At 34.7% G+C, this 21,885-nt stretch carries 19 protein-coding genes and 1 riboswitch; of the genes, 12 read left to right on the top strand and 7 right to left on the bottom strand.

What is annotated here, in order from left to right; translation table 11 throughout:
* Positions 1 to 610 precede the first annotated feature (610 nt).
* Positions 611 to 1,021 (top strand): GNAT family N-acetyltransferase, encoded by a 411-nt coding sequence (locus Q8X41_RS10230; RefSeq protein ID WP_397540104.1) that lies wholly within the window; start codon positions 611 to 613, stop codon positions 1,019 to 1,021.
* A 114-nt stretch (positions 1,022 to 1,135) separates the two neighbouring features.
* Here the strand turns inward: Q8X41_RS10230 and Q8X41_RS10225 are convergent, their stop codons facing one another.
* From Q8X41_RS10225 to Q8X41_RS10215, 3 genes are all read right to left on the bottom strand, one after another.
* A complete protein-coding gene (locus tag Q8X41_RS10225; RefSeq protein ID WP_397540103.1) occupies positions 1,136 to 2,494 on the bottom strand; it encodes a PepSY-associated TM helix domain-containing protein in 1,359 nt (452 codons plus the stop codon).
* A gap of 388 nt (positions 2,495 to 2,882) precedes the next feature.
* Entirely contained in the window at positions 2,883 to 3,299 is a 417-nt protein-coding gene (locus tag Q8X41_RS10220) for a DUF1284 domain-containing protein (protein ID WP_397540102.1), read from the bottom strand.
* Positions 3,300 to 3,518: 219 nt separating this feature from the next.
* Entirely contained in the window at positions 3,519 to 4,316 is a 798-nt protein-coding gene (locus tag Q8X41_RS10215) for a TatD family hydrolase (RefSeq protein WP_397540101.1), read from the bottom strand.
* A 286-nt stretch (positions 4,317 to 4,602) separates the two neighbouring features.
* Between Q8X41_RS10215 and Q8X41_RS10210 the strand changes: the two genes are divergently transcribed.
* Complete coding sequence (locus Q8X41_RS10210) at positions 4,603 to 5,148, top strand: NUDIX domain-containing protein (protein ID WP_397540100.1); 546 nt, start codon at positions 4,603 to 4,605, stop codon at positions 5,146 to 5,148.
* On the opposite strand, the gene Q8X41_RS10205 is transcribed toward Q8X41_RS10210, so the two are convergent.
* Positions 5,138 to 5,266 (bottom strand): hypothetical protein, encoded by a 129-nt coding sequence (locus Q8X41_RS10205; protein WP_397540099.1) that lies wholly within the window; start codon positions 5,264 to 5,266, stop codon positions 5,138 to 5,140. The genes Q8X41_RS10210 and Q8X41_RS10205 overlap by 11 nt on opposite strands.
* Before the next feature lie 262 nt (positions 5,267 to 5,528).
* On the opposite strand from Q8X41_RS10205, the gene Q8X41_RS10200 reads away from it, so the two are divergent.
* Both Q8X41_RS10200 and Q8X41_RS10195 read left to right on the top strand, forming a co-directional pair.
* Complete coding sequence (locus tag Q8X41_RS10200; RefSeq protein WP_397540098.1) at positions 5,529 to 6,044, top strand: DUF1456 family protein; 516 nt, start codon at positions 5,529 to 5,531, stop codon at positions 6,042 to 6,044.
* A gap of 117 nt (positions 6,045 to 6,161) precedes the next feature.
* On the top strand, positions 6,162 to 7,223 hold the full coding sequence (locus tag Q8X41_RS10195) for an LLM class flavin-dependent oxidoreductase (RefSeq protein ID WP_397540245.1): 1,062 nt from the start codon (positions 6,162 to 6,164) through the stop codon (positions 7,221 to 7,223).
* Between the two features lie 208 nt (positions 7,224 to 7,431).
* On the opposite strand, the gene Q8X41_RS10190 is transcribed toward Q8X41_RS10195, so the two are convergent.
* Positions 7,432 to 7,899 (bottom strand): cupin domain-containing protein, encoded by a 468-nt coding sequence (locus Q8X41_RS10190; RefSeq protein ID WP_397540244.1) that lies wholly within the window; start codon positions 7,897 to 7,899, stop codon positions 7,432 to 7,434.
* A 614-nt stretch (positions 7,900 to 8,513) separates the two neighbouring features.
* Between Q8X41_RS10190 and Q8X41_RS10185 the strand changes: the two genes are divergently transcribed.
* The 4 genes from Q8X41_RS10185 (at position 8,514) to Q8X41_RS10170 (ending at position 13,728) form a co-directional block, all read left to right on the top strand.
* Entirely contained in the window at positions 8,514 to 9,386 is an 873-nt protein-coding gene (locus Q8X41_RS10185; RefSeq protein WP_397540243.1) for a phosphate ABC transporter substrate-binding protein PstS family protein, read from the top strand.
* A gap of 89 nt (positions 9,387 to 9,475) precedes the next feature.
* Positions 9,476 to 10,378: a phosphate ABC transporter permease subunit PstC gene (gene pstC / locus Q8X41_RS10180; RefSeq protein WP_397540097.1), complete on the top strand. Its 903-nt coding sequence runs from the start codon at positions 9,476 to 9,478 to the stop codon at positions 10,376 to 10,378.
* Positions 10,368 to 11,306 carry a phosphate ABC transporter permease PstA gene (gene pstA, locus Q8X41_RS10175; RefSeq protein ID WP_397540096.1) on the top strand — a complete coding sequence of 313 codons (939 nt, stop codon included), beginning with the start codon at positions 10,368 to 10,370 and terminating at the stop codon, positions 11,304 to 11,306. Before pstC ends, pstA begins: the two co-directional genes overlap by 11 nt.
* 766 nt (positions 11,307 to 12,072) lie before the next feature.
* Positions 12,073 to 13,728 carry a methyl-accepting chemotaxis protein gene (locus Q8X41_RS10170; protein WP_397540095.1) on the top strand — a complete coding sequence of 552 codons (1,656 nt, stop codon included), beginning with the start codon at positions 12,073 to 12,075 and terminating at the stop codon, positions 13,726 to 13,728.
* 206 nt (positions 13,729 to 13,934) lie between these two features.
* Here the strand turns inward: Q8X41_RS10170 and dapA are convergent, their stop codons facing one another.
* On the bottom strand, positions 13,935 to 14,828 hold the full coding sequence (gene dapA / locus Q8X41_RS10165) for a 4-hydroxy-tetrahydrodipicolinate synthase (protein WP_397540094.1): 894 nt from the start codon (positions 14,826 to 14,828) through the stop codon (positions 13,935 to 13,937).
* Positions 14,829 to 14,951: 123 nt separating this feature from the next.
* Positions 14,952 to 15,130: riboswitch (Lysine riboswitch) on the bottom strand.
* Between the two features lie 591 nt (positions 15,131 to 15,721).
* On the opposite strand from dapA, the gene Q8X41_RS10160 reads away from it, so the two are divergent.
* Entirely contained in the window at positions 15,722 to 17,062 is a 1,341-nt protein-coding gene (locus Q8X41_RS10160) for a radical SAM protein (RefSeq protein WP_397540093.1), read from the top strand.
* Between the two features lie 490 nt (positions 17,063 to 17,552).
* Here the strand turns inward: Q8X41_RS10160 and Q8X41_RS10155 are convergent, their stop codons facing one another.
* Positions 17,553 to 18,998, bottom strand: a complete 1,446-nt coding sequence (locus Q8X41_RS10155; protein WP_397540092.1) for an aminotransferase class I/II-fold pyridoxal phosphate-dependent enzyme — start codon at positions 18,996 to 18,998, stop codon at positions 17,553 to 17,555.
* A gap of 281 nt (positions 18,999 to 19,279) precedes the next feature.
* On the opposite strand from Q8X41_RS10155, the gene Q8X41_RS10150 reads away from it, so the two are divergent.
* From Q8X41_RS10150 to Q8X41_RS10140, 3 genes are all read left to right on the top strand, one after another.
* Complete coding sequence (locus tag Q8X41_RS10150) at positions 19,280 to 19,807, top strand: D-glycero-alpha-D-manno-heptose-1,7-bisphosphate 7-phosphatase (protein WP_397540091.1); 528 nt, start codon at positions 19,280 to 19,282, stop codon at positions 19,805 to 19,807.
* 147 nt (positions 19,808 to 19,954) lie between these two features.
* Positions 19,955 to 20,497 (top strand): DUF1697 domain-containing protein, encoded by a 543-nt coding sequence (locus Q8X41_RS10145; protein WP_397540090.1) that lies wholly within the window; start codon positions 19,955 to 19,957, stop codon positions 20,495 to 20,497.
* A 176-nt stretch (positions 20,498 to 20,673) separates the two neighbouring features.
* Positions 20,674 to 21,774, top strand: a complete 1,101-nt coding sequence (locus Q8X41_RS10140; RefSeq protein WP_397540089.1) for an NADH-dependent flavin oxidoreductase — start codon at positions 20,674 to 20,676, stop codon at positions 21,772 to 21,774.
* The last annotated feature ends 111 nt before the right edge of the window (positions 21,775 to 21,885 follow it).

Genomic DNA, 21,885 nt, shown 5'->3' with positions numbered 1-21,885 from the left:
AAGTTTTTTGTTATTTTGATAACTAAATCTGCATATCAAATTGTAAACAATTAACGGGCTGAGAATAAATGTTCTTACTTTGTTATTTCATATGTTAAAAGAGATTATTAATTTTCAATGTGGAGTTTATTGGTCATTTATGATATTGTCGGAATAGAACTTTCTTAATTTACTGATAAATGAATCAATTTCATAATTCAAGGATTTGATAATAAACACGAACATTAAATGGACCATTGCCATAAGCCATATTTGTTAGAACTTTGTCCAATAAGCGGAAGATGGCGACTCCTGCGGGAAAGCGAGACAGGTGAGACCCCGCAGGTAGCGAAGCGAACGAGGAGGCTCACCGCTCGCCCGCGGAAAGCGCCATCTGGAGCGGTATATTTAGTGAATACTGGAAATGAAATATTATCCGAATTATTGGATTGTTTATTTAGAAAATATTCGAAAATTCTAACTAAAAAAGCACTTATAAAATTGACTCAAATCAATAGTTTTTATTATAGAGAAAAATATATTACTTTTTTAGAGTTTGAAAGGAGGTATAAGACAGTGGTTAAATTATGGAATAACTCTTCAAAATAACATTTTGAGGAGGAAAAATAAGATGGAAATAAATTTTAATAATAGTAAAAATATAAACATAGAACAATTGGAAAAATTATATAATGATGTACAATGGTATGCTTATACAAATGATTTAATAGTACTACAACAAGCTATATCACAGTCGTTAGACGTTATATCTGCTTGGGATGGAGAGGAATTAGTTGGTCTAATTCGTGTTGTAGGTGATGGATTAACAATCATTTATATTCAAGATATACTTGTATTAAATGCTTATCAGAATCAAGGAATTGCTACTCAACTAATGCAACAAATTCTGGGAAAGTATAGTAAAGTTCGTCAAAAAGTTCTATTAACTGAAGAAGCACCTGATGTAAGACATTTTTATGAAAAGAATGATTTCCAATCTTGCGATAAAGGTTCTACCGTAGCATTTGCTAATCTTAGTTAGAAGGTTTATCAATGCGTTTCTATGAAAATATGTGTTATATTAATAAGCACCAAAAAGACCGTTCTTAGACGGTCTTTTTTTGTGCTTCTATTAATAGATAATTTTTGATTTCTTCTAAGCTTGTATTGTTTTTTTTCTAAATAACCAAATACAAATTTCAATCAGTGCTACTACAAATAATGAAATACCGAATAATGGCATAATAATTCCAAGGACAACCATTATGATACCAAATCCTACAGAAATACCTTTTGACGTATTAGGAGGAGCTGAAAATTGGCCTTTCTTTTTACGTGAAAACCAAGTTTTGATTCCCAAGAAAATTACGAAGATAAAGGCAAGACATACGAGTAGGTTGATGATTTTATTTGGCCATCCAAATAAGTGACCTTCATGTAATGGAATACCCCATGTAAACCATTTTCCTAATATACCGTATTCATCGTAACCTACTTTAGAAATTAGATTACCACTATATTGATCAAAATAAGTTGTGATTTCGTCGTAGGGACTAACATCTAGCCCTGTTACACCTGTGTTACTGCTTTTAGCAACAGTATAAACACCATCTTCACTTGAAGGATAAATAATAGAATATGGCTTAGAAATTTTCGCATCTTCTACTTTTGTCATCAACTGCTGAACGCTTATCATATTGCTGTTAGTCATATCCATACCAGGCATACTCATACCACCATGATGTGCATGTCCACCTTCTTTAGAAGAAGGGGCTTCATTTTTACGAGTAGCCCATGGAACTTCACTCATATCAGAAGTTGGTGGGGTTTGTTGTAATTTAGGCATACCAATGGATGGGTGCTCTTGCGCAGCTGTATAAATAAAATTCCCCATAAATGCTGACCAAGGTAGACCTGTAAAAATTATAACAATCATTGGAATAGTAATAATTGTTCCAACAAGGGCATGCCATTTCTTATTTTTTTGATGTTGGGAAGTATTGTGTTTCTTCTTTAATGCTTTTCCTTTAAAAGTCATGTAAACCCCTGATAATAGTAGGAATATAGCCCAACAAGCAGCTAATTCTACTAGATAATTAACAACTGTTCCTCCAACAAATAAAGAACTATGAAGATTTCTCATGACGTTAGAAAATGTATATTTTGCATTTTGGCTTCCGACAATTTGATAATTGTCATCTAAAAATACATATTTTTCATCACCATTGTTGTTATCCATTGTTAAGCGGGTGTTATATGGATCGTTAAGTACAATAACTTTCGATACTGAAAAGCCTTTAAATTGCTCTTTGGCTTTTTCTATTCCTTCATCAATCGATAATTTTTCAGTATGTTCACTTTGACCAAAGAAATAATGATCATAAGCTTTATTTTCTACATTCGTGTAGAACAAATAGCCAATACCACTAAGTGTTAAAGTAAGTAATAATGGCGTGATAAATAATGCAGCATAAAAATGCCATCGCCAAAAGCGATTGTAGAGTTGCTTTTTCACTTTCTTCCTCCTAATTATTTAAAAATTTAAAAGAACATTATTATTCTATAAAATGAGTGTGAAGTTTGAATGAAGTTATAAAAAATCTGTAGAAATGATAAAATATCAATTTTTGATAGAGGAATCGATACAAAATATCGCTAAAACTAAGAGGGGGATAATAAAATGTGATTATTGTTGGAGGAAAGGCAAGGGGAATAGCTGCAATCAAAAAAAGCTTAAACTTTATATCGTAATAACAATATTTCTTTTTTATCAGGATAGATTTTACTTATGATATTTAAATAGAGGTGCCTGTCATTGAATTTTGTAATATCAATATGTATCAGGCACTTATTTTTCCAAGTGAAAGAAGAGTTTAGAATCTACTTGAACAGAAGGGAGGGATTTATTTAACTTCCCTTAAACCTTTTCCTTGAAGAATCATTTGAATCCCTTCTTCACAAACTCCGTAAGACCGCCAAGAACAAGTTCCGCAAACGGTTTGAATATCTGAAGGAATGACATGTTTTTGGATTTGAGATTCAATGTCCGCCCATGTTAATATTTGTCCGATTTTTAAACCGATTTTCTCTAAAATCACCGCATCCATTTGATAGATGTCGTTATCTTGACAATGGTATTCACCAGAGTTTGGATACTTTTCACACAATTGATCAGGTCCATTTACTAGCTGAACCAACGTCTTTGGATTGGCTCTCAAGGTTTGATGTAAATGAGTCATGTTTTCAACGTATTCTTTGGAATAACCCATTCCTCGATAGCCAAGTAGACAAAAAATATGATGACCCCGTAGCCGATACATAATTCTCCCCCTAGAGATAATATTTGTTTTAGTTAACTTTATGTTTTGATTGGTTAACTTATTGTTAATCATAACATATTGAAAAAGGAGTAATATGAAAGTGTAGAAAGAAAAATAATTCTAAGCTGGTACTCGTTGCATATCCTGAACCAAATAAAATAAAAGTTAGATGATACTCAAAGCTAGCACAACAAAAAAGCCCTTAATTAAAAGGCTTTTTTAGTTCATTTCCAATTGAAAAAAACGTTTCGTATTTTCAGCAGAATGTCTTGTTACTTCTTCAACGGAACAGTCCATATATTTCGCAATTTCACTTACTATATGTGGTAGGAAAGCGGGTTCGTTTCGTCCGTGTTTAGGTTTTGGTTTTAAAGTTCGAGGTGTTAGATAAGGGGCATCTGTTTCGATCATTAATTGATCAAGGGGAATATATTGTACAGCTTCTTGTAATTCCTTGCCTCGTCTCTCGTCACAAATCCATCCTGTAATACCAATGTGAAAACCCATGGATACTAATTCTTTTACTTCTGTTTTATTTCCTGTAAAACAATGAACAACGGATTTTTCTATCTGATCCGGATGATTTTTCATGATATCAACAAATCTTGCTTGGGCATCTCTTACGTGCAAGAAGAGGGGCATGTCCATTTCTTTTGCCAAATCCAATTGTGCTTCAAAACATTCTTCTTGTATTTTTTGAGGAGAGTACATCCGATTAAAATCTAATCCACATTCCCCGATGGCTACAACTTCTTTCTGTTTAGCTAATTGTCGTAATTCATGGATGGAACCTTGATGAAATTCGCTAGCATCATGTGGATGAATCCCTGCCGTTGAAAAAAGAATTTGGGGATATTGTTGGGCAATTTTGTGACTCTCCTTACTTCCTTCTACACTTGAACCTGTGAGAATCATTTGAGCAACACCGTTTTGAATGGCTCTTTCGATGACCTCCTCTCGATCTTTTGCAAATTGTTTTTCTGTCAAATTAAGACCAATATCTATTAATGAATGCATTCAATCTCCTCCTAAAAGCGCTCTAACATTGATGATACTTATGTATATTTTAGTGAATTAGATTGAGTGTGTATACTAATCTTGAAAACCAATTCAACAAATAGCCTTTTTGTTTTAAAAACAGGTAGATATATTTCACTGGAAGGTATGTGTTTATATGGCTTCGCTTTCTTTTTGTATTTGAAATCTTCCTATACTAATAATTATGATTATAGGAAGGGTTTTTATATTGAATTAATTAATATTATCATTTAGAGAATAAAAAAGTTCAAAAGGGGGATGCAAAATGGTAAGAGGCGAAAATGAGGATGAATTATGGGATATTTATGATAAGGATCGAAGGGTGACTGGAAGATTACATAGAAGAGGAGACAAATTGCTAGAGGGAGACTATCATCTGGTGGTACATGTATGCGTTTTCAATAGCAACAATCAGCTTTTGATTCAACAGAGACAGCCATGGAAAAAAGGCTGGCCTAATATGTGGGACTTAACAGTTGGAGGTTCTGCTTTAGCAGGGGATAATAGTGTAACTGCAGCGGAAAGAGAAACAAAAGAAGAACTTGGGTTAGAACTCGATTTATCAAAAGAAAGACCGCGATTCACCATCAATTTTCCCGAAGGATTTGATGATTATTATATGATTACCCAAGATGTGAATATTGAAGAACTGCATTTACAAGAAGATGAAGTACAGGCCGTTAAATGGGTAGATAAAGTCGAATTAATGCATATGGTTGAAAATGGGGAAATGATTCCTTACTATTTTTTAGATATCATTTTTGAACTGAAGGATATTTTGGGGAGCCGAATTTCAGAGGTCAGAAAATAAGGATAAAAATACTATGTTCTGTTGTTAACATTTTAGAATCTAGTACAATGCCAGCTGGATTTCCGTGACCAGGTTTTGTAGTAAAGGCGTTGTAATGGTAAACTTCTACTTGTGTCATTTTTATTTTCACAACCCTATATTGGGGCTTATTTCCACTACGGCGTGATAACACTTTATTATTGCAGCAATTATAGTTAGTTCAATGAAGATATTGACTATAATAATAAAGGACTTACAATTGAAGAAATTGGTGAATAAAAATAGGATTCAGGAGAAAAAGCTGGTAGTTTATATAGTTGTGAAGATAAGTATTGGTTCATAAAAGACAATAAAAACTAAAGCAACTATACAAAAGAGCAATATTATTAGGAGGCTATTTAATGGAAAACAACGATATATTGATTAGACTAAGATATGCGCTAGATATTAAAAATCAAGATATGGTAGAGATTTTTAAACTAGGTGGTGTAGAAGTAACAAAAGATGAGGTACTTAAGATCCTTACAAAATCAAGAGATGAGTACGATGATGAGGTGGATGTTGAGGAATCTGAAGACCGAATCAAATGCAATGATAAGATGTTAGAGTCCTTTTTAAATGGCTTCATAACATTTAAAAGAGGACCGCAACAACCAAAACCTGGACAACCTAAAAGTCAGGAACCGTCTAAACAAAGCAAAGATCATGTAAATAATATGCTTCTTAAGAAATTAAAAGTAGCACTTCAATTAAAAACGGAAGATATGCTAGATATTCTTGATGATGGTGGTATAGCAGTATCAAAAGGCGAATTAGGTGCTATCCTAAGAAAAGCGGACCATCGAAATTATAAAGAGTGTGGAGATAATTTTGCGCGTAAGTTTTTAAAAGGACTAACTGTGAGCTATAGAGATTAGGAAGTACCAAATCAATGTGTTTTAAAAAGCCTTTTTCTTCGGAAAGGGCTTTTTTGCATTTTATGGATTATACTTATTGCATTAAATACGACACATAAGAATAGGAAGGAACTAATGATGGAAATTGGTATAACAACATTTGTAGAAACAACACCAGATGTGCAAAATGGTAAAGTGATGAGTCACGCTGAGCGGATACGTGAGGTTGTTGAGGAAATTGTGTTAGCGGATCAGGTAGGATTGGATGTTTTTGGTGTGGGTGAGCATCATCGAGAAGACTTTGCGTGTTCTGCACCAGCCGTTCTGCTTGCAGCGGCTGCATCACAGACAAAGAATATACGACTTACTAGCGCAGTTTCAGTATTATCCTCTGATGATCCAGTACGTGTATACCAAGAGTTTTCAACGCTTGATGCGATTTCAAATGGACGTGCAGAAATCATGGCAGGACGAGGTTCGTTTATTGAGTCATTTCCTCTATTTGGATATGACTTACAAGATTATGATGAATTATTCGATGAGAAATTAGATTTATTACTGAAAATTAGAGAATCTGAAAAAGTGACATGGAGCGGTAGACATCGCCCATCCATTAACAATCGAGGCGTTTATCCTCGCGCTGTTCAAAATCCTTTACCAGTCTGGATTGCTAGTGGTGGAACACCAAAATCAGCCATTCGTGCAGGAATTCTTGGATTGCCACTCGTTTTAGCGATTATTGGTGGAAGTCCACTACAGTTTGAGCCAGTAGTGGAATTGTATAAGCGAGTAGCGAAACAAGCGGGGCATGACGTTTCGAAATTAAAAATCGCTTCTCATTCTCATGGTTTTGTTGCCGAAACTACAGCTATTGCAAAAGAAAAATTTTACCCACCAACAGCGCATGTGATGAATGTTTTAGCAAAAGAACGTGGTTGGGGACCGTATACGCGAAAAACCTTCGATGATGCAAGTAGTTTAAAGGGTGCTTTGTATGTAGGTGACGTAGCAACAGTAGCTGAAAAGATCATTTTTCTGCGCAAAAATGTTGGTATCACACGTTTCATGCTTCACGTACCAGTCGGTTCAATGCCGCATGAAGATGTGTTAAGAGCGATTGAGCTATTAGGATCAGAAGTCGCACCAATCGTAAAAGCTGAAATTGATCGATGGGAAGTGGAAACCGAAGAGATACTTTAATTTAGTAGATTTCAAGCAATAAAAAGAAAGGACTTCCAACTTATATTGGAGGTCCTTATCTTTTGATGGCGACTTTTTAATTGGAGGTCAGGCTAGTGAACATAGAATTTTTGTTAAGGATATTCGCATTGCTAAGTAAAGAGAAGATCTTAATTTCTTTATAAGATACCTAATCTTTTTGTAATTAAAGTTCTTTTTAAAACAAAAATCAGTCCTTTTCCTCAGCTTGTGCAATTGCCTTAGTTTGTTGAACTGTACCACGTGGATGGTTGGGTGGTGCATAAATGGAATACAATTTAATCGGTTTATTACCCGTATTGATTAAATCGTGCCATGTACCAGCAGGTACGAAGATAGCAAAACCGTCCTTAACTCTTCTTTGGTAATATAAATTATTTTTACTATTCCCCATTTTCATAATACCTTGCCCCTCTTCAATACGTAAGAATTGATCCAGATGAGGGTGAACCTCCAAACCTATGTCATCTCCAACATCGATACTCATCAAAGTAAGTTGTAAATGATTCCCTGTCCATAAAGCTGTACGATAGGAATTATTTTGCAAAGTAGCTTTCTCAATATTAACTACAAAAGGCTTTGGACCATAATCCTTCAATACAATTGAACCATCATCGTTTTTGAATTGCGGATAATTAAATCTTGATTCATAATTCATATCTTGTGTAGCAAACTGTCCTGAAAATTGCGGATTGTAGGGTGGAGTAAAGTACGGATATGGGGAGAAACCATAATCATTGTACATATTACTGCCGTGTTGCATTTGGGAAACGCAATATGGACATGAACACGAATTATACATATGTCTCATTCCTTTGCTTAGGCTTCTTCCAACATTGTATTCTCACATCTGAAAAATGTGATTCATTTCCTAATTCAACTTATGAAACAGGGTAGTTCAAAGAAAGCTTAATAAAGAATAGTAGGAAACGATTGCTTCTCATGTTTTTAACGTTATTAGCTGGTGTTTTCTTTAATCGTTAAGAATAATAAAAATCCAATACCTTTGTGTACAATTCTAATAATGTAAATAGAATGTAAATCTCTTTACAAAGAAAATAGCGAAAAGCGTTGGGGCTTACTAGCGTTTTTTGTAAAAGCAAAAAATATCATTTACATTTTATTAAATACATTTACTTTAAATTAATATTGCATACACAGTAGGATAACAATTGACCTTTATTATTAAGTTGTAAGTTGAAGTGAAGAGAAAAAAGATGGACTTGATAAAGGGAGGAAAAGAAAGTGAAATTTTCAGGTTTAAAAGTGTCAATGGTTGGCTTAATTTTAGCAGGTGTTTTAGCTGGATGTGGAAATGCTCAAACTAGTAGTGATAGTACTAGCGGTTCTGATACTTCAAAGAAGACAGAGGCGACATTGTCTGGATCAGTAACAGCTGCAGGATCAACTGCTCTTCAACCTCTAGCTGATGAAGCTGCAAATGAAATTCAAGGTACTAACCCAAATCTTACAGTTACTGTACAAGGTGGGGGAAGTGGAACTGGTGTTAACCAAGTAGCTTCTGGTGCTATTGATATTGGTAACTCTGATGTTCCTTCAGCAGATAAATTAGAAGATAAAACAAAAGCGGACAAGCTTGTTGATAATAAAGTAGCAGGAATTGCCTTTGCAATGGCTGTAAATAAAGATGTTAAAGTTGATTCTTTAACTGAAAAACAAATTCAAGACATTTTCTCAGGAAAAGTGAAAAACTGGAAAGAAGTTGGCGGAAACGATGAAAAAATTAATATCATTAATCGTCCAGCATCTTCTGGTACACGTGCAACATTCGAATCAACAATTATGAAAAACGCTAAAATTGATGATAGCCTTGGAACAGCACAAGATTCAAATGGCGCTGTTGAACAATCAGTTAACTCAACACCAGGTTCTATTAGCTATCTTGCTATGTCTTATTTAGTAGGCGATAAAAAGGATGCTCTAAAAGTATTAAATATTAATAATGTTGAACCAACTACTGAAAATGTCGTAGCTAAAAAATATCCATTCTGGTCATATGAATATATGATTACAAATGGTGAACCTAAAGATGCTGTTAAAGGGTTTATCGACTATGTATCAGGTGCTGATTTTGCTGACACAGTGAAGAAAATGGGTTATATCCCAATGTCAGACCTAAAATAATTAGTATCGATAAAATAATAATGAATGAAAAGATGAGGCTGGCTACTGGCCAGCCTTTTCCTTTTATTTTTCTGTAAGGTGGTAATAAGATGAAGGGGCAAAAATCTATAAATTATTTTGTAAGTGAGTACATCGGCAAAACCATTGTAACAATTTGTGGATTGCTAATTGTTGTAGCAACTATCTCAATTATTGCTTTCATTTGTGGTAAGGGTCTTCAGTCTTTCTTACATGGTAATGTTTCATTCTGGGAGATGCTTACATCCACGAATTGGAGCCCAAATGATCCAGAGAAAAAATCGTACGGTGCATTGATTTTTATCGTAGGTTCAACTCTGGTGTCATTTGGTGCAGCGATTATTAGTACACCAATTGCAATAGGGATTGCTATCTTCAATAATTATATTTCTCCAAAGTTTGGATCTACGTTTGTAAAACCTGTTCTTGAATTATTTTTAGGAATTCCCTCAGTTGTATATGGATTTTTGGGAGTTACAATCCTTGTCCCACTTTTACGGAATCAAATGGGCGGAGTAGGCTTTAGTTTACTAGCAGGGATTATCGTTCTAAGCGTTATGATTCTACCTACAATAGCTAGTATTGCTGATGACGCCGTTAAAGGAGTCCCATTTGACTTTTTGGAAGCATCTTATGGACTAGGCTCTACTCGTTGGCAAGCAATTAGACGTATTATCATCCCAGCAGCAAAAAATGGCATTTTAACTGCCGTGGTATTAGGATTAGCCAGAGCATTTGGTGAAGCATTGGCAGTCCAAATGGTTATTGGTAACACAGTCAAATTACCGGACAGCTTGTATAGTCCAACATCCACTTTAACAGGCATACTTACTATGGATATGTCTAATACCCTAAATGGTACCGCGTGGAATGATGCTCTTTGGAGCTTAGCGATGATCCTATTGATCATTTCATTCTTGTTTATTTTAATCATTAGAATGATTGGTAAGAGGGGTATACAAAATGAACAATAAAAACAATCAAGCACGAATAGTAAACAATATCTGGACAGCTATCTTCTATGCAATAGCTATTTTAGTAATAGCGCTATTAGTGTTTATGGCTGAAAAAATTGTCACAATGGGTTGGGGATTTTGGAAACCAGATTTCCTTTTTGGACGCCCAAGTAACATAATGGCTGGCGGGGGGATTGGACCACAGTTATTCAATTCCTTCTATTTACTAATCATTGCGTTAATCATATCTGTTCCATTAGGATTAGGAGCTGGGATATATCTAGCTGAATATGCGAAAAAAGGAAAATTTCTAAACTTTATTCGACTTTGTATTGAAACAATGGCATCACTACCATCAATTGTCGTGGGTCTTTTTGGTTTGCTAGTATTTGTAACATATGCAAATTGGGGATATACATTAATCGGTGGTGCGTTAGTTCTCACGATTTTAAATCTTCCAAACTTAACGAGAATATGTGAAATGGCTATTAGTTCAGTTCCAGCAAGCGTGAAGGAAGCAAGTCTTGGATTAGGCGCAACAAAGTGGCAAACCATCATAAGAGTATCAATTCCAACTGCAATTCAAGAAATTGTTACTGGTGTCATTTTAACTGCAGGTAGAGTATTTGGTGAAGCAGCAGCACTTATTTACACTGCTGGCTTAACAACACCAACACTAAATACTGCGGCTGATCTTAATAGTCCTGTTAATCCTTTTAATATATTTAGACCTGCTGAAACGCTGGCAGTGCACATTTGGAAATTAAATTCTGAAGGTATTGTTCCTGATGCTCATGAAATCGCAACAAAATCAGCAGCAATACTAATCATTATGGTTTTCGTATTTAATATAGCAGCACGTTTAATTGCCAAAGCTTTGGATAAACACTTTAAGGGTTCTGTAGGTGGAAAACAGAAAAAAGTAAAAAGTAAACTAATAAGTTGATTAACAAAAGATACAAATATAAAACACACTTATACTAGACTGCTATACTCCCGAATTCTTCGGTTGTAAAGTAGTCTAATTTTAAGTCTACATTTAATGTAGGTATTTGAAACATTTAAAATTACATATAAAAGTTTTCAAGATGAGTAATGAGTAAGAGGTTTTAATAAATTTTTAAAATTGAATCATTTCCTAAATGAATCAATTTCATAATTCAAAGATTTAATAAAAAACAAGAACATTGAATGGGCAATTGTTATATGCATATCTATTAAAACATTGTCTATGAAGCGGAAGATGGCGAGTCCTCGAAAATGCAATGCATTCGTATTTCCTTCTTGCGATGTTAATTCAGAGAGGTCTATTCATAGTCCTGCGGGAAAGTGAGGAGGGCATTGAAAAAGTAAAAATAGATGTAAATTTATGATAAAAATCTAGTATAGCTATCTTCGTTGAAGTGGAATTAGCGGAGACTCCTGTGGGAAAACGAGCTAGACGAGACCCCGGAGTGCAGCGAGGAGGCTCGTCAGTTCGCCCACGGAAAGCGGAGCTAATTCCACTTCATTCAATAGCAGATATATACTATAAATATTTGTATTACTACACTTTTTCAGCTTAAGAAGATATTCGTTTTTTTAACTAGAAAAGCATTTATGAAATTGACTCAAATACTTTTCCGTTTGATCTTTAGTAACTAGGGATATTTAATAATGAAATGATTTATTAAAAGAAATGAAATTGACTAATAAAAGAGGGAATTGAATCCATGTCGAGAAAACATAATGTAAGCTTTCGAACAATGTTGATGGCTCCAATTATTTTAATTATTATTTTATCCTCTGCCATTATTGCATATGTAAGTTATGATAAAAATAAGAAAGTAATTATTCATTCTGTTGAACAGCAAATGCTTTCTTCTGCCGAAGTTATTAATCAAAAAATCACAATGTTAAAATCTACGACTACCAAAGAACAGTTTGATCATAAATTATCTTATGCATTAACTCAAACTAGAAATAGCTTTAAATCATCAGAATTAACACCGATGCAATTTAAGATAGCAAAGGAAGGGAAGGTAGAGCCATTTAATGAATTCAAGAACAATATCCCGAAAATTTCAAATGAATTCATCAAAAAACTTTACCAACAAAAGAATGGAATTGTACATTATAACGGGGTAACTTATGCTCTGGCTTTTCAAATGGAACTAGATGAATCGGTATATGTAATTGCATTAAACGACGAAGAGTATTTAAAACCTGTATACAATTATCGGAATATACTGATTGGTATTACTTTTCTTACGGTCTTAATAGCAAGCATAATAGGATTTATTATGATTAGTAAAGTGACCAAACCAGTTCATTCTTTAAAAAAATTAATGGATAAAGTTTCTGAAGGTGATTTTCAAACAAGAATAAAAATTGGTCAATCTAGTAAGGAAATCTATTCATTATCTGTTGGTTTTAACCAGATGGTAGATCGTCTTCAATCTTTAATGACTCATTTAGAATTGAGTGCGAAGCAGGTAACTCAATCATCTGACAGACTAAAAATAACATCTTCAGAATCTAGACAGGCTATAGAACAAATATCAATGGCAATTGAAGAAGTAGCGGGTGGAACAGAAGTGCAAGTAGAATCTGCTACACTAGCTTCAAGACAGGTTTCTGATATCTCGATTGGAATGAATGATGCTGGCCAATGCATTCATAGTGTCGAAAATTCAGTGAATAAGGCTCTAGGAATAGCAGATTCAGGAAATAAACTAGTTAATAATACAGTTGAACAAATATCTTTAGTTGAAAGAACCGTTGAAAACACAGCAGCAATGCTTGAATCATTACAGTTAAAATCAAAGGATATCGATCAAATTCTAAATTTAATAAGTGAAATATCTACCTTAACTAATCTTCTATCATTAAATGCAACGATTGAAGCGGCACGTGCAGGTGAACATGGAAAGGGATTCGCTGTTGTTGCACAAGAGGTCAGAAAACTATCAGATCAGTCAGAGCAAGCAGTCATGCAAATAAAAGAAATAACCGATAAGATAAGAAAAGAAACAGATGAAGTTGCTCTATCGATGAATCAAGGATTAGAGGTATTAAAAGAAGGAATTATTATGGTAAATCAAACAGAAGAGTCATTCAAAGATATTGTAAATGCTGTTAGGAATTCCACGCATGAAACAAATGATGTTTCTTCTATTGTAGCTGACGTTAGTATAAAAACTAAAAATATGGTTAATCGTATGGAGGAAATATCCTCAATTTCAGGACAATTTGCCGGAACTATGCAACATATTTCAGCTGTTACAGAGGAGCAACAAGCATCTATGGATAATGTTTCAGATGAGGCTATTGCTTTAAATAATTTAGCGAAGGAATTGGAAAATATCCTAAGTAATTTTAAAGTATAATTTAATTGTGTCGACTAATCGTTCACGTAGTGGTAAAAACTCTTGATGATGTAAGATAATGATATAATGATGCCCAGTCTAAGGACTGGGTTATTTATATTTTGGCGTGATGAAAGAGGAAGAGAAAAATCCCCGTGCAGTAATGATAAATGCACGGGGATTTTCTATAGAAATGTATTTATCGAGTAGATGATTCAATAGAATTTTTATAAAACAACTTCTTTTTTTTCATTTACTACTTGCAATACTTCTTGTAATTCATTTATTTCTTTATCGTTTAAAGGAATAATCGGTAAGCGAACACCACCGACAGGAATACCTTTTAGATTTAATGCTGCTTTGACAGGTGATGGGTTTGGTGCAGCGAATAGTCCATTGAAAATTGGAAGTAATCGGCGATGATCTTGAGCAGCTTCTTGCGTGTTGCCATTTTTAAATTTCGCAATCATTGCTTGCATTTCGTTCCCAATAATGTGGGATGCAACGGAGATTACTCCAGTAGCACCAATTGATAATGCAGGTAATGTTAAATTATCTTCACCAGTGTATACTGAAAAATTCTCAGGTGTTTGGCTAATCGTTTTAGCCATAGCATCTAAATTACCGCTTGCGTCTTTAATAGCAGTGATGTTCGGAATTTGTGCAAGACGAACGATGGTTTCTACAGACATGTTGATTACGCTTCGACCTGGTATATTGTAAAGTACAATTGGAAGTGTTGTTGCTTCAGCAATTGTTTTGAAGTGTTGGTATAGTCCTTCTTGAGATGGTTTGTTATAGTAAGGAACGACAAGCATAATTGCATCTACTCCAGCGTTTTCTGCTAGTTTTGTCAATTCGATTGAAGCTTTTGTATTATTAGATCCAGTACCTGCAACAACAGGAACTCTTCCATCCACAACTTCTACTACAAATTTAAATAATTCTACTTTTTCTTCTGTTGCTAACGTAGGGGATTCCCCAGTTGTTCCAGCAACTACGATACCGTCTGTTCCGTTAGCGATTAAATAATTTATTAAGTTTTTTGTAGCTGGAAAATCAATTTCTCCATTCTGATCAAATGGTGTCACCATAGCAGTCAAAATTTGTCCAAGATTCATTACTTCTCCACATCCTTAATTATTTTATATAAATAAAATAGAGGGAGAAGGGCAATTAGTAAGATAACGCAAAAAAGCAACAACGAGGCTACGTTGTTGCAGTAGAAACAGTATCATTTCTGTGCGTATGATAGCCCTCCATATAGTTTCCTACATGACAGTTCTGTATTTATTCAACAACAGAACCAGCTTCGAGAAAATGAGATTCTCTCCACTTCGGCAAATCCCCCTTTTCACAATTATCAACGGACCTCATTATCCTCTAATTGTGTACTGATGGTTTTTGCTCCTCTATCCTTACTTCAAATAAAAATTGAAATAAGTGAATATTTAATTAATTTAATAATACCATTTTTTTTAGAGAATTGCAATGATTTAAGTGAAAGTTTCAGGGATATTGAATTATCTATTAAATGGATGATTATGGAGTGTAATAGAGTTAAATACAAGAAGGCGAGATTAATCGATGATTTAGCTGGAGCAATGGTTGAATCCAAGATGGAATTTTAATAAAAACGAAACAAACTGGTAGTAAAAGCCTTAAGTTTTTGCAACTGTTTTCTATATTATATATATTTATCGACAAAGCCTCAGGTATAAATTCTAATGTTTTATAAAAAGGTTCTTTGTGTTATGTATCACAAAACCATGTGACCTTGCGATTTATTTTTAGATTATGGTATTATTAATTGGTTCAACTATTTTTAGGAGTCGTTTCTACATATACTGTTCATTTTTATTAAATACAACTAGAAATCAGTTACAATTTCAAAATTGAACGTTTTAAGATTGCTATATTGATATTTTTTTAGAAGAAATATAATATGATGATTGTTGGGAATAGAAATGAAAATAAAAGAATAGAAATGAGTTAAAAGGGAGGTTTATGAATTTTGGAGAATAAAAATAATTATGTTCCATCAAAGTTTAACGCCTTATCTAAAACGGATGATGGCGGCGTCATTTTATACAATAGTTATACAGGTGCCATTGTTGATTTTTCAGAAGAAGAAAAAGCAGAAGTCATGGGTTCTTTAAAAAGAACGGGGGCAGCTGCTTTAGATAGTGATGTAAAAAAAGCTTTATTTGATAATGGGTTTATTGTTCCTGGAAATGTAGATGAGATGAAAAGAGCAGAATATCTGCACCAATCTATGCACCGTACAGATATGTTGCACCTTATTCTTATGACAACAGAGCAATGTAATTTCCGTTGTACGTATTGTTATGAAACATTTGCACGTGGCAAAATGACAGACGATACAAAAAGCGGTGTAAAAGCATTAGTAAAAGAACAAGCTAACACTCTAAATAATTTACATATTAGCTGGTTCGGCGGTGAGCCACTACTTGAATTAGGAATTATCGAAGAATTGTCTAATTCATTTATGGCAGAAGCAAAAGAAAATAAAATCGATTATTCAGCTGACATCGTAACAAATGGATTCTTCTTAACAAGAGAAGTTTTAGAAAAATTATTATCTTGGGAAGTACGTCAATATATGGTGACAATTGACGGTGTGCAAGCAGTACATGACAGTCGTAGACATATGGCAGGCGGTCAAGGAACATTTGAACGAATTATCGAAAATCTAAAAGCTGTGAAAGAAAGTACTGGTCAGTTCGATATGACCATTCGTGTCAACTTCGATGAAGACAATTTAGAAGAAACTGGCGAATTGATTGAGTTCTTAAAAGAACACTTTGCTGATGATAAACGCTTTGGTGTATTCTTCCGTCCTGTTGGTAGATGGGGTGGGGAACATAATGATGAAATCCCTACATGTACCCACATTACAGCCAATAAAAAGATCTGGGAATTTACAGAGACAGCTATGGATAAAGGAATTAGCATGAGTAATATGGTCACTGGTTCTATGATGCCAACTGCATCAGTTTGCTATGCGGCTAAGCCTAATGCTATGGTAATTGGCTCAGATGGTCAGTTATACAAATGTACAACTGTTTTAGATGAAGAAGTAAATAAAGTTGGCCATATCAATGCTGATGGTACAATGGATCTCGATTATGATAAAATCGCCTCTTGGGTAATGTCTGGAGAAGAAACAGACTCTGTTTGCCAATCATGCTTCTACCGTCCTGCATGTCAAGGGAATCATTGCCCATGGTATCGCGTGGTATCTGGAGAAAGACCTTGTCCATCTGAAAAGAAAAATATTAAAAAAGTTTTAAATCTTGTTTGGAGAAATAGCTTACAAAAAGAAGAAGTATAATAAGACTCTATGAAGTAGTAGAGAGCTTCTCTAAATAATAGTATTAGTGCTAGTATTATATATAGCTGTTGTTTATTTCAGCTTTAAATTAGTAAATTGGAAAGAAAGGGGGTGAGATGAATGCGCGTTCTTAGTCCTGCAGCATCTCCAGTTCAAAAAGTAAAATCTGGACGAATCATGAAATCTGTACCTGGTAACTTAAAATAGTTAATGGTGACAGCACGATAAAGTCCCTAGTCTTCATTTCTGAAGATTAGGGACTTTGTGTTTTTTATCCCGCATTAACGGGCAGTAATCTCCCCACCTCAAGATTGAGAGAGAAGCAAAGAAGATAGGTGGGGGGATAACAGCCCATAACAGCCCGATTGGTTCGGTCCAACAGGATGTTGGACACTCAGTTGTTGCCACAGGACGTGGCGAAATTAAACTGAGTTCTTTTTTCAGTAGGATGAAGAACCCCCACTGATGGAAGTTTCACTTTATAATGGAATTAATTTTCTTCATAAACAACAAGCTCTCGATTAGCTAATGCTGTTCCACCATGAAAACGGGAATGAAGGGATAATAAGTTTTCTAATATAGCTATTTTTTCTGCAGTAATCTTCTCCCCAGACATGATTAGAGGAATTCCTGGGGGATAGGGTATAACCATTTCACCAGAAATCTTACCAATTGCTTCGTTAAATGTAACTTGCATTATCTTTGTTTGTTTCATCTTGGAGTAAGACAAGGATAAGGCTGTAATTTTATCTGTTTCTAACCAATAATAATTAGATTCTTTATCTTGCTTTCCCTTTTGATTCTTTACAGCAGACTTAATCAGAGTAATTGTCTTATCAAATGGATAGAATTCTCCTTTTTTTAATAAAGGTAATACGAATAAAACATTTTGAGGATCTGCTAATTCGGAATAGATGCCTTTCTCCTCAAGCAGTGCCTGTAGCTCATAGCCGCTTAAACCACATTTAGAACGGATACTAATCTTTAAAGGATCTATCCATATATCTTCAGAGGGCTCCAATACTTCAATTTCTGAAATTGAGGATAACCCAACTTTAAATTGAGAAATTTCCTTTATAAGTGAATCTTTGTCGGCTTGTGAGTATGAAGATAAATAAGCTCGGGCCAAATCAAGTGAGCCCATTATTGGATAGGAAGGGCTGCTTGATTGAAGCATTTGTAAGTAAAATTCAACCCGATTCACATCAACTAATGAACTGTTTATATGCAGATAAGAGCCCATCGTCATTGCAGGCAACGTTTTATGAGCGGAATGAATGACTACATCTGCTCCCATATCAAGTGAACTCTTAGGAAAGGGTGAACTTAACTTAAAATGTGCTCCATGTGCCTCATCTACAAGAACGGGTATGTTCTTTCTATGAGCGAATGTTATTATATCCGTTAAATCATGAGCAAGCCCATAATAATCGGGATATGTCAAAATGATTGCCTTAGAATCGGGATATAATTCTAATGCCTCTAACACAATCTTAGAATCAACGCCTCCAGCAACGCCCCACTCTTTATGAAAGCCAGGAGCTAAAAAAACTGGTTTTACGTTAGCTAACATAAGTCCATGAAGAACAGACTTGTGACAATTTCGTTGAACAAGAACCGTATCTCCTTCCCCACATGCTGCTAAAATCATTGCCAGATTGCCTACTGTCGATCCATTTACAAGGAAGTAGCTGTTCATTACTCCATATAACTCTGCTAGAAGTGACTCTGCATCCCGTATAGGACCTTCTGGAGCATGCAAGTCGTCTAGTCCAGACAACTCCGTAGCATCAATTGAAAGTAAAGGTTCATATAAAAATTTCGCTTTTTCTAAAAATATTTGTCCATTTTTATGACCTGGAACATGATAGGAAACTTTGTTTTGTTTATAGAAATTCTCTAATGCTTCAAATAATGGGGTATGTAATTGGCTCATTTTTCTCTTCCTTCAACTACTTATTTATAATCACATTTTATCAAATTAATCTTCAGTATTTCCTGTTTTCCTTTCACCCAAGCTTGTTTTAGAAGTTCTCACCTTCAATAGATTACTCGAGAAGAATCAATGGAAGCTAGTCAGTTGACTCGCTTTTAGTTATTATTTAGTTAAATTGCCTTTTCATACAAACGTGATAAGTCCGAATGAAGTTGGAAATAATAATAACTAACGAGGAAAATTAATATTTAAATCTAATTATTAATAAAGGTGTGACGTGAATGAAGAAAGCTGTATTTTTAGATCGTGACGGAGTAATAAATGAAGTATTAACGGATCGAGTTAAATTTGTGAATAGACCAAATGATCTGTACTTCTTATCAGGTGTTCCTGAAGCCATTAAAAAGTTGAACGCTTTCTTTGACTACATATTTGTAGTGACAAATCAAGGTGGTGTTGGATTGGGATTTATGAACGAATCGCAACTCAATAAAATACATGATCACATGATTGCTGAATTAAAGAAAGAAGGCGCCATTATCCATGATGTGGCTTATTGCCCGCATAAGCCAAAAGCAGGTTGTGCATGTCGTAAGCCAAAACCAAAATTAATATTAGAACTAAGTAAAAAATATGATATCGATTTATCTAAATCTTATATGGTTGGAGATACCGATACAGATATTATTGCAGGGAAGAAGGCAGGTACAAAGGGAGTTTTTTTAGGGAAGAGTGACCCGCTTGCAGATGCTGTTTTCCCGGACTTATTAAGCGCTGTTGATTGGATTATAGAAGATGCGAAGGCTTAGAGCATACAGAGAGATTAAAGGTTAGATAATTTGGTGAGTGGTGCTAATTGAGTTGAGTGGGCTAATGGCATCCCATTTGAGTAGCATCAATCACCATTTAAGATATTAACCAAACTATAGAAATTAATAAATAAGGCAGGTGCTTGAATGACAATCTATATCGCATTATTAAGAGGAATTAATGTAGGTGGACATAATATTGTAAAGATGCAAGATTTGAGAAGCACGTTAGAAAATTTAGGTTTAGATCAAGTAAAAACATACATTCAAAGTGGGAACATTATCTTTCAGTCTGATGAAAATATGGATCGATTACAAAATCAAATTGAACAAGAAATTAATAATAGATTTGGCTTTTTTGTACCTGTGATTCTACGAACAGAGCTAGAATGGGAAGCATTGATTAATAATTGTCCTTATCCACAAAATTCCTTAGTAGAAGGAGAGAGTGTACACGTAGCATTGTTGGAAAAAGAACCTACAAAGGAAAGTGTCAATTATTTACTTGAGTTTAAAAGCGAAAATGAAGAATGTTTCATACAGGGTAAGGAAGTCTATCTATTTCTACGACAAAGTTTTAGAAATGCTAAGATACCAATTCATATTCAAAAATTAGGGGTTCCAATAACAATAAGAAATTGGAAAACAATCATGAAGCTCAGCGAAATGGTGTCAGCATTAAGTAATTAATATAATTGGAAGGTATCTAATTAAAAGTGAACGATTAGTAATGTGAGAGGCTAATATGAAACTCGCTTTTTATTTTTGAACATCAGGATGATTCAATCCAATTCTTTGACACAAACTTTTCAGACGAATACGATATAAGTAAACAATTTCCAAGTAACAAACAGGGAGGCAGAAAAATGACAAATTTGTTTGAGAACTATACATTACCAAACGGATTATCACTACGAAATCGACTTGTTATGGCGCCGATGACAACTTATTCAGGTAATGAAGATGGTACGGTATCAGATGCAGAAGTAGAATATTATGCACACCGTTCGAAAGGTGTCGGTGTGGTTGTGACTGCTTGTACACATGTGACAGAGAATGGGAAAGGCTTTCCAGGTCAGTTTGCAGGATATGAAGATCAATTTATTCCGAGCTTAAAAAGAGTGGCAGATGCTATTCATGAGGGTGGAGCTAAAGCGGTGCTACAAATATATCATGGTGGTAGACGTTCAATTCCAGAAGAAGTACCTAACGGTGAAATTGTAAGTGCTAGTGATGTAGCTTTTCCAGGAAATGTGACACCACGTCCTTTAACAATAGAAGAAATAAAAGAAATTATTAAAGCGTACGGTGAAACAAGTCGTCGGGCGATTGAAGCGGGTTTCGATGGCGTTGAAATTCATGGTGCGAATACTTATTTACTACAACAATTTTTCTCAGGCTATACAAATCGACGTACAGATGAATATGGTGGTTCAATTGAAAATCGTATGCGCTTCCCATTGGAACTTGTAGATGAAGTGAAAAATGTAGTAGCAAAACATGCCATAAAACCATTTATCGTAGGCTATCGTTTTTCCCCTGAAGAGGAAGAAGAAACAGGGATTACAATGGATCAAACTGTGCAACTTATTGATGCACTTGCCGATAAGGGGTTAACCTATTTACACGTATCCCAAGGAGACTTCTATACAAAGCCTCATCGTTTCAGCGGGGACAAAAATAAGACACGTGTTGAAATTTTATTGGATACAATCCAAGGACGTACGCCATTAATCGGTGTTGGTTCCATTTATTCATTAGAAGATGCTGAAAAGGCTAGCCAATCAGGAGTCGATTTACTTGCATTAGGCCGCGAACTTTTAATTGAACCAAATTGGGTACAAAAAGCTGAAGCAGGAGATCATAATATCCCTACAAAGATCGATAAGTCAAAACAAAAAGAACTTGTAATTCCAGATCCAATGTGGAAGATGTTACATAGACCTGGTTGGATTCCAGGTATGTAAGATAGGTTCATTTCAGCCCAAAGCAGCATTTTGCAGGTCTATTTCAAGAAGACAAGATCTCATTTGATTTAAGCACAGTATCAACTTTATGATTCCTGTCAATACTAGTCA

This window comes from Rummeliibacillus pycnus, from assembly GCF_044359855.1.
Classification (GTDB): Bacteria; Bacillota; Bacilli; order Bacillales_A; family Planococcaceae; genus Rummeliibacillus; species Rummeliibacillus pycnus_A.
The sequence above is the reverse complement of the archived record's forward strand: the minus strand, read 5'-3'. Positions and strand labels throughout refer to the sequence as shown.

Coding starts and splice junctions, on each gene's coding strand:
- Q8X41_RS10140 (WP_397540089.1), top strand. CDS start 20,674: ATGACAAATTTGTTTGAGAACTATACATTACCAAACGGATTATCACTA.
- Q8X41_RS10205 (WP_397540099.1), bottom strand. CDS start 5,266: ATGACACAAGTAGAAGTTTACCATTACAACGCCTTTACTACAAAACCT.
- Q8X41_RS10210 (WP_397540100.1), top strand. CDS start 4,603: ATGGTAAGAGGCGAAAATGAGGATGAATTATGGGATATTTATGATAAG.
- Q8X41_RS10155 (WP_397540092.1), bottom strand. CDS start 18,998: ATGAGCCAATTACATACCCCATTATTTGAAGCATTAGAGAATTTCTAT.
- Q8X41_RS10230 (WP_397540104.1), top strand. CDS start 611: ATGGAAATAAATTTTAATAATAGTAAAAATATAAACATAGAACAATTG.
- Q8X41_RS10215 (WP_397540101.1), bottom strand. CDS start 4,316: ATGCATTCATTAATAGATATTGGTCTTAATTTGACAGAAAAACAATTT.
- pstC (WP_397540097.1), top strand. CDS start 9,476: ATGAAGGGGCAAAAATCTATAAATTATTTTGTAAGTGAGTACATCGGC.
- Q8X41_RS10190 (WP_397540244.1), bottom strand. CDS start 7,899: ATGAATTATGAATCAAGATTTAATTATCCGCAATTCAAAAACGATGAT.
- Q8X41_RS10150 (WP_397540091.1), top strand. CDS start 19,280: ATGAAGAAAGCTGTATTTTTAGATCGTGACGGAGTAATAAATGAAGTA.
- pstA (WP_397540096.1), top strand. CDS start 10,368: ATGAACAATAAAAACAATCAAGCACGAATAGTAAACAATATCTGGACA.
- Q8X41_RS10145 (WP_397540090.1), top strand. CDS start 19,955: ATGACAATCTATATCGCATTATTAAGAGGAATTAATGTAGGTGGACAT.
- Q8X41_RS10185 (WP_397540243.1), top strand. CDS start 8,514: ATGGTTGGCTTAATTTTAGCAGGTGTTTTAGCTGGATGTGGAAATGCT.
- Q8X41_RS10220 (WP_397540102.1), bottom strand. CDS start 3,299: ATGTATCGGCTACGGGGTCATCATATTTTTTGTCTACTTGGCTATCGA.
- dapA (WP_397540094.1), bottom strand. CDS start 14,828: ATGAATCTTGGACAAATTTTGACTGCTATGGTGACACCATTTGATCAG.
- Q8X41_RS10170 (WP_397540095.1), top strand. CDS start 12,073: ATGTCGAGAAAACATAATGTAAGCTTTCGAACAATGTTGATGGCTCCA.
- Q8X41_RS10195 (WP_397540245.1), top strand. CDS start 6,162: ATGGAAATTGGTATAACAACATTTGTAGAAACAACACCAGATGTGCAA.
- Q8X41_RS10200 (WP_397540098.1), top strand. CDS start 5,529: ATGGAAAACAACGATATATTGATTAGACTAAGATATGCGCTAGATATT.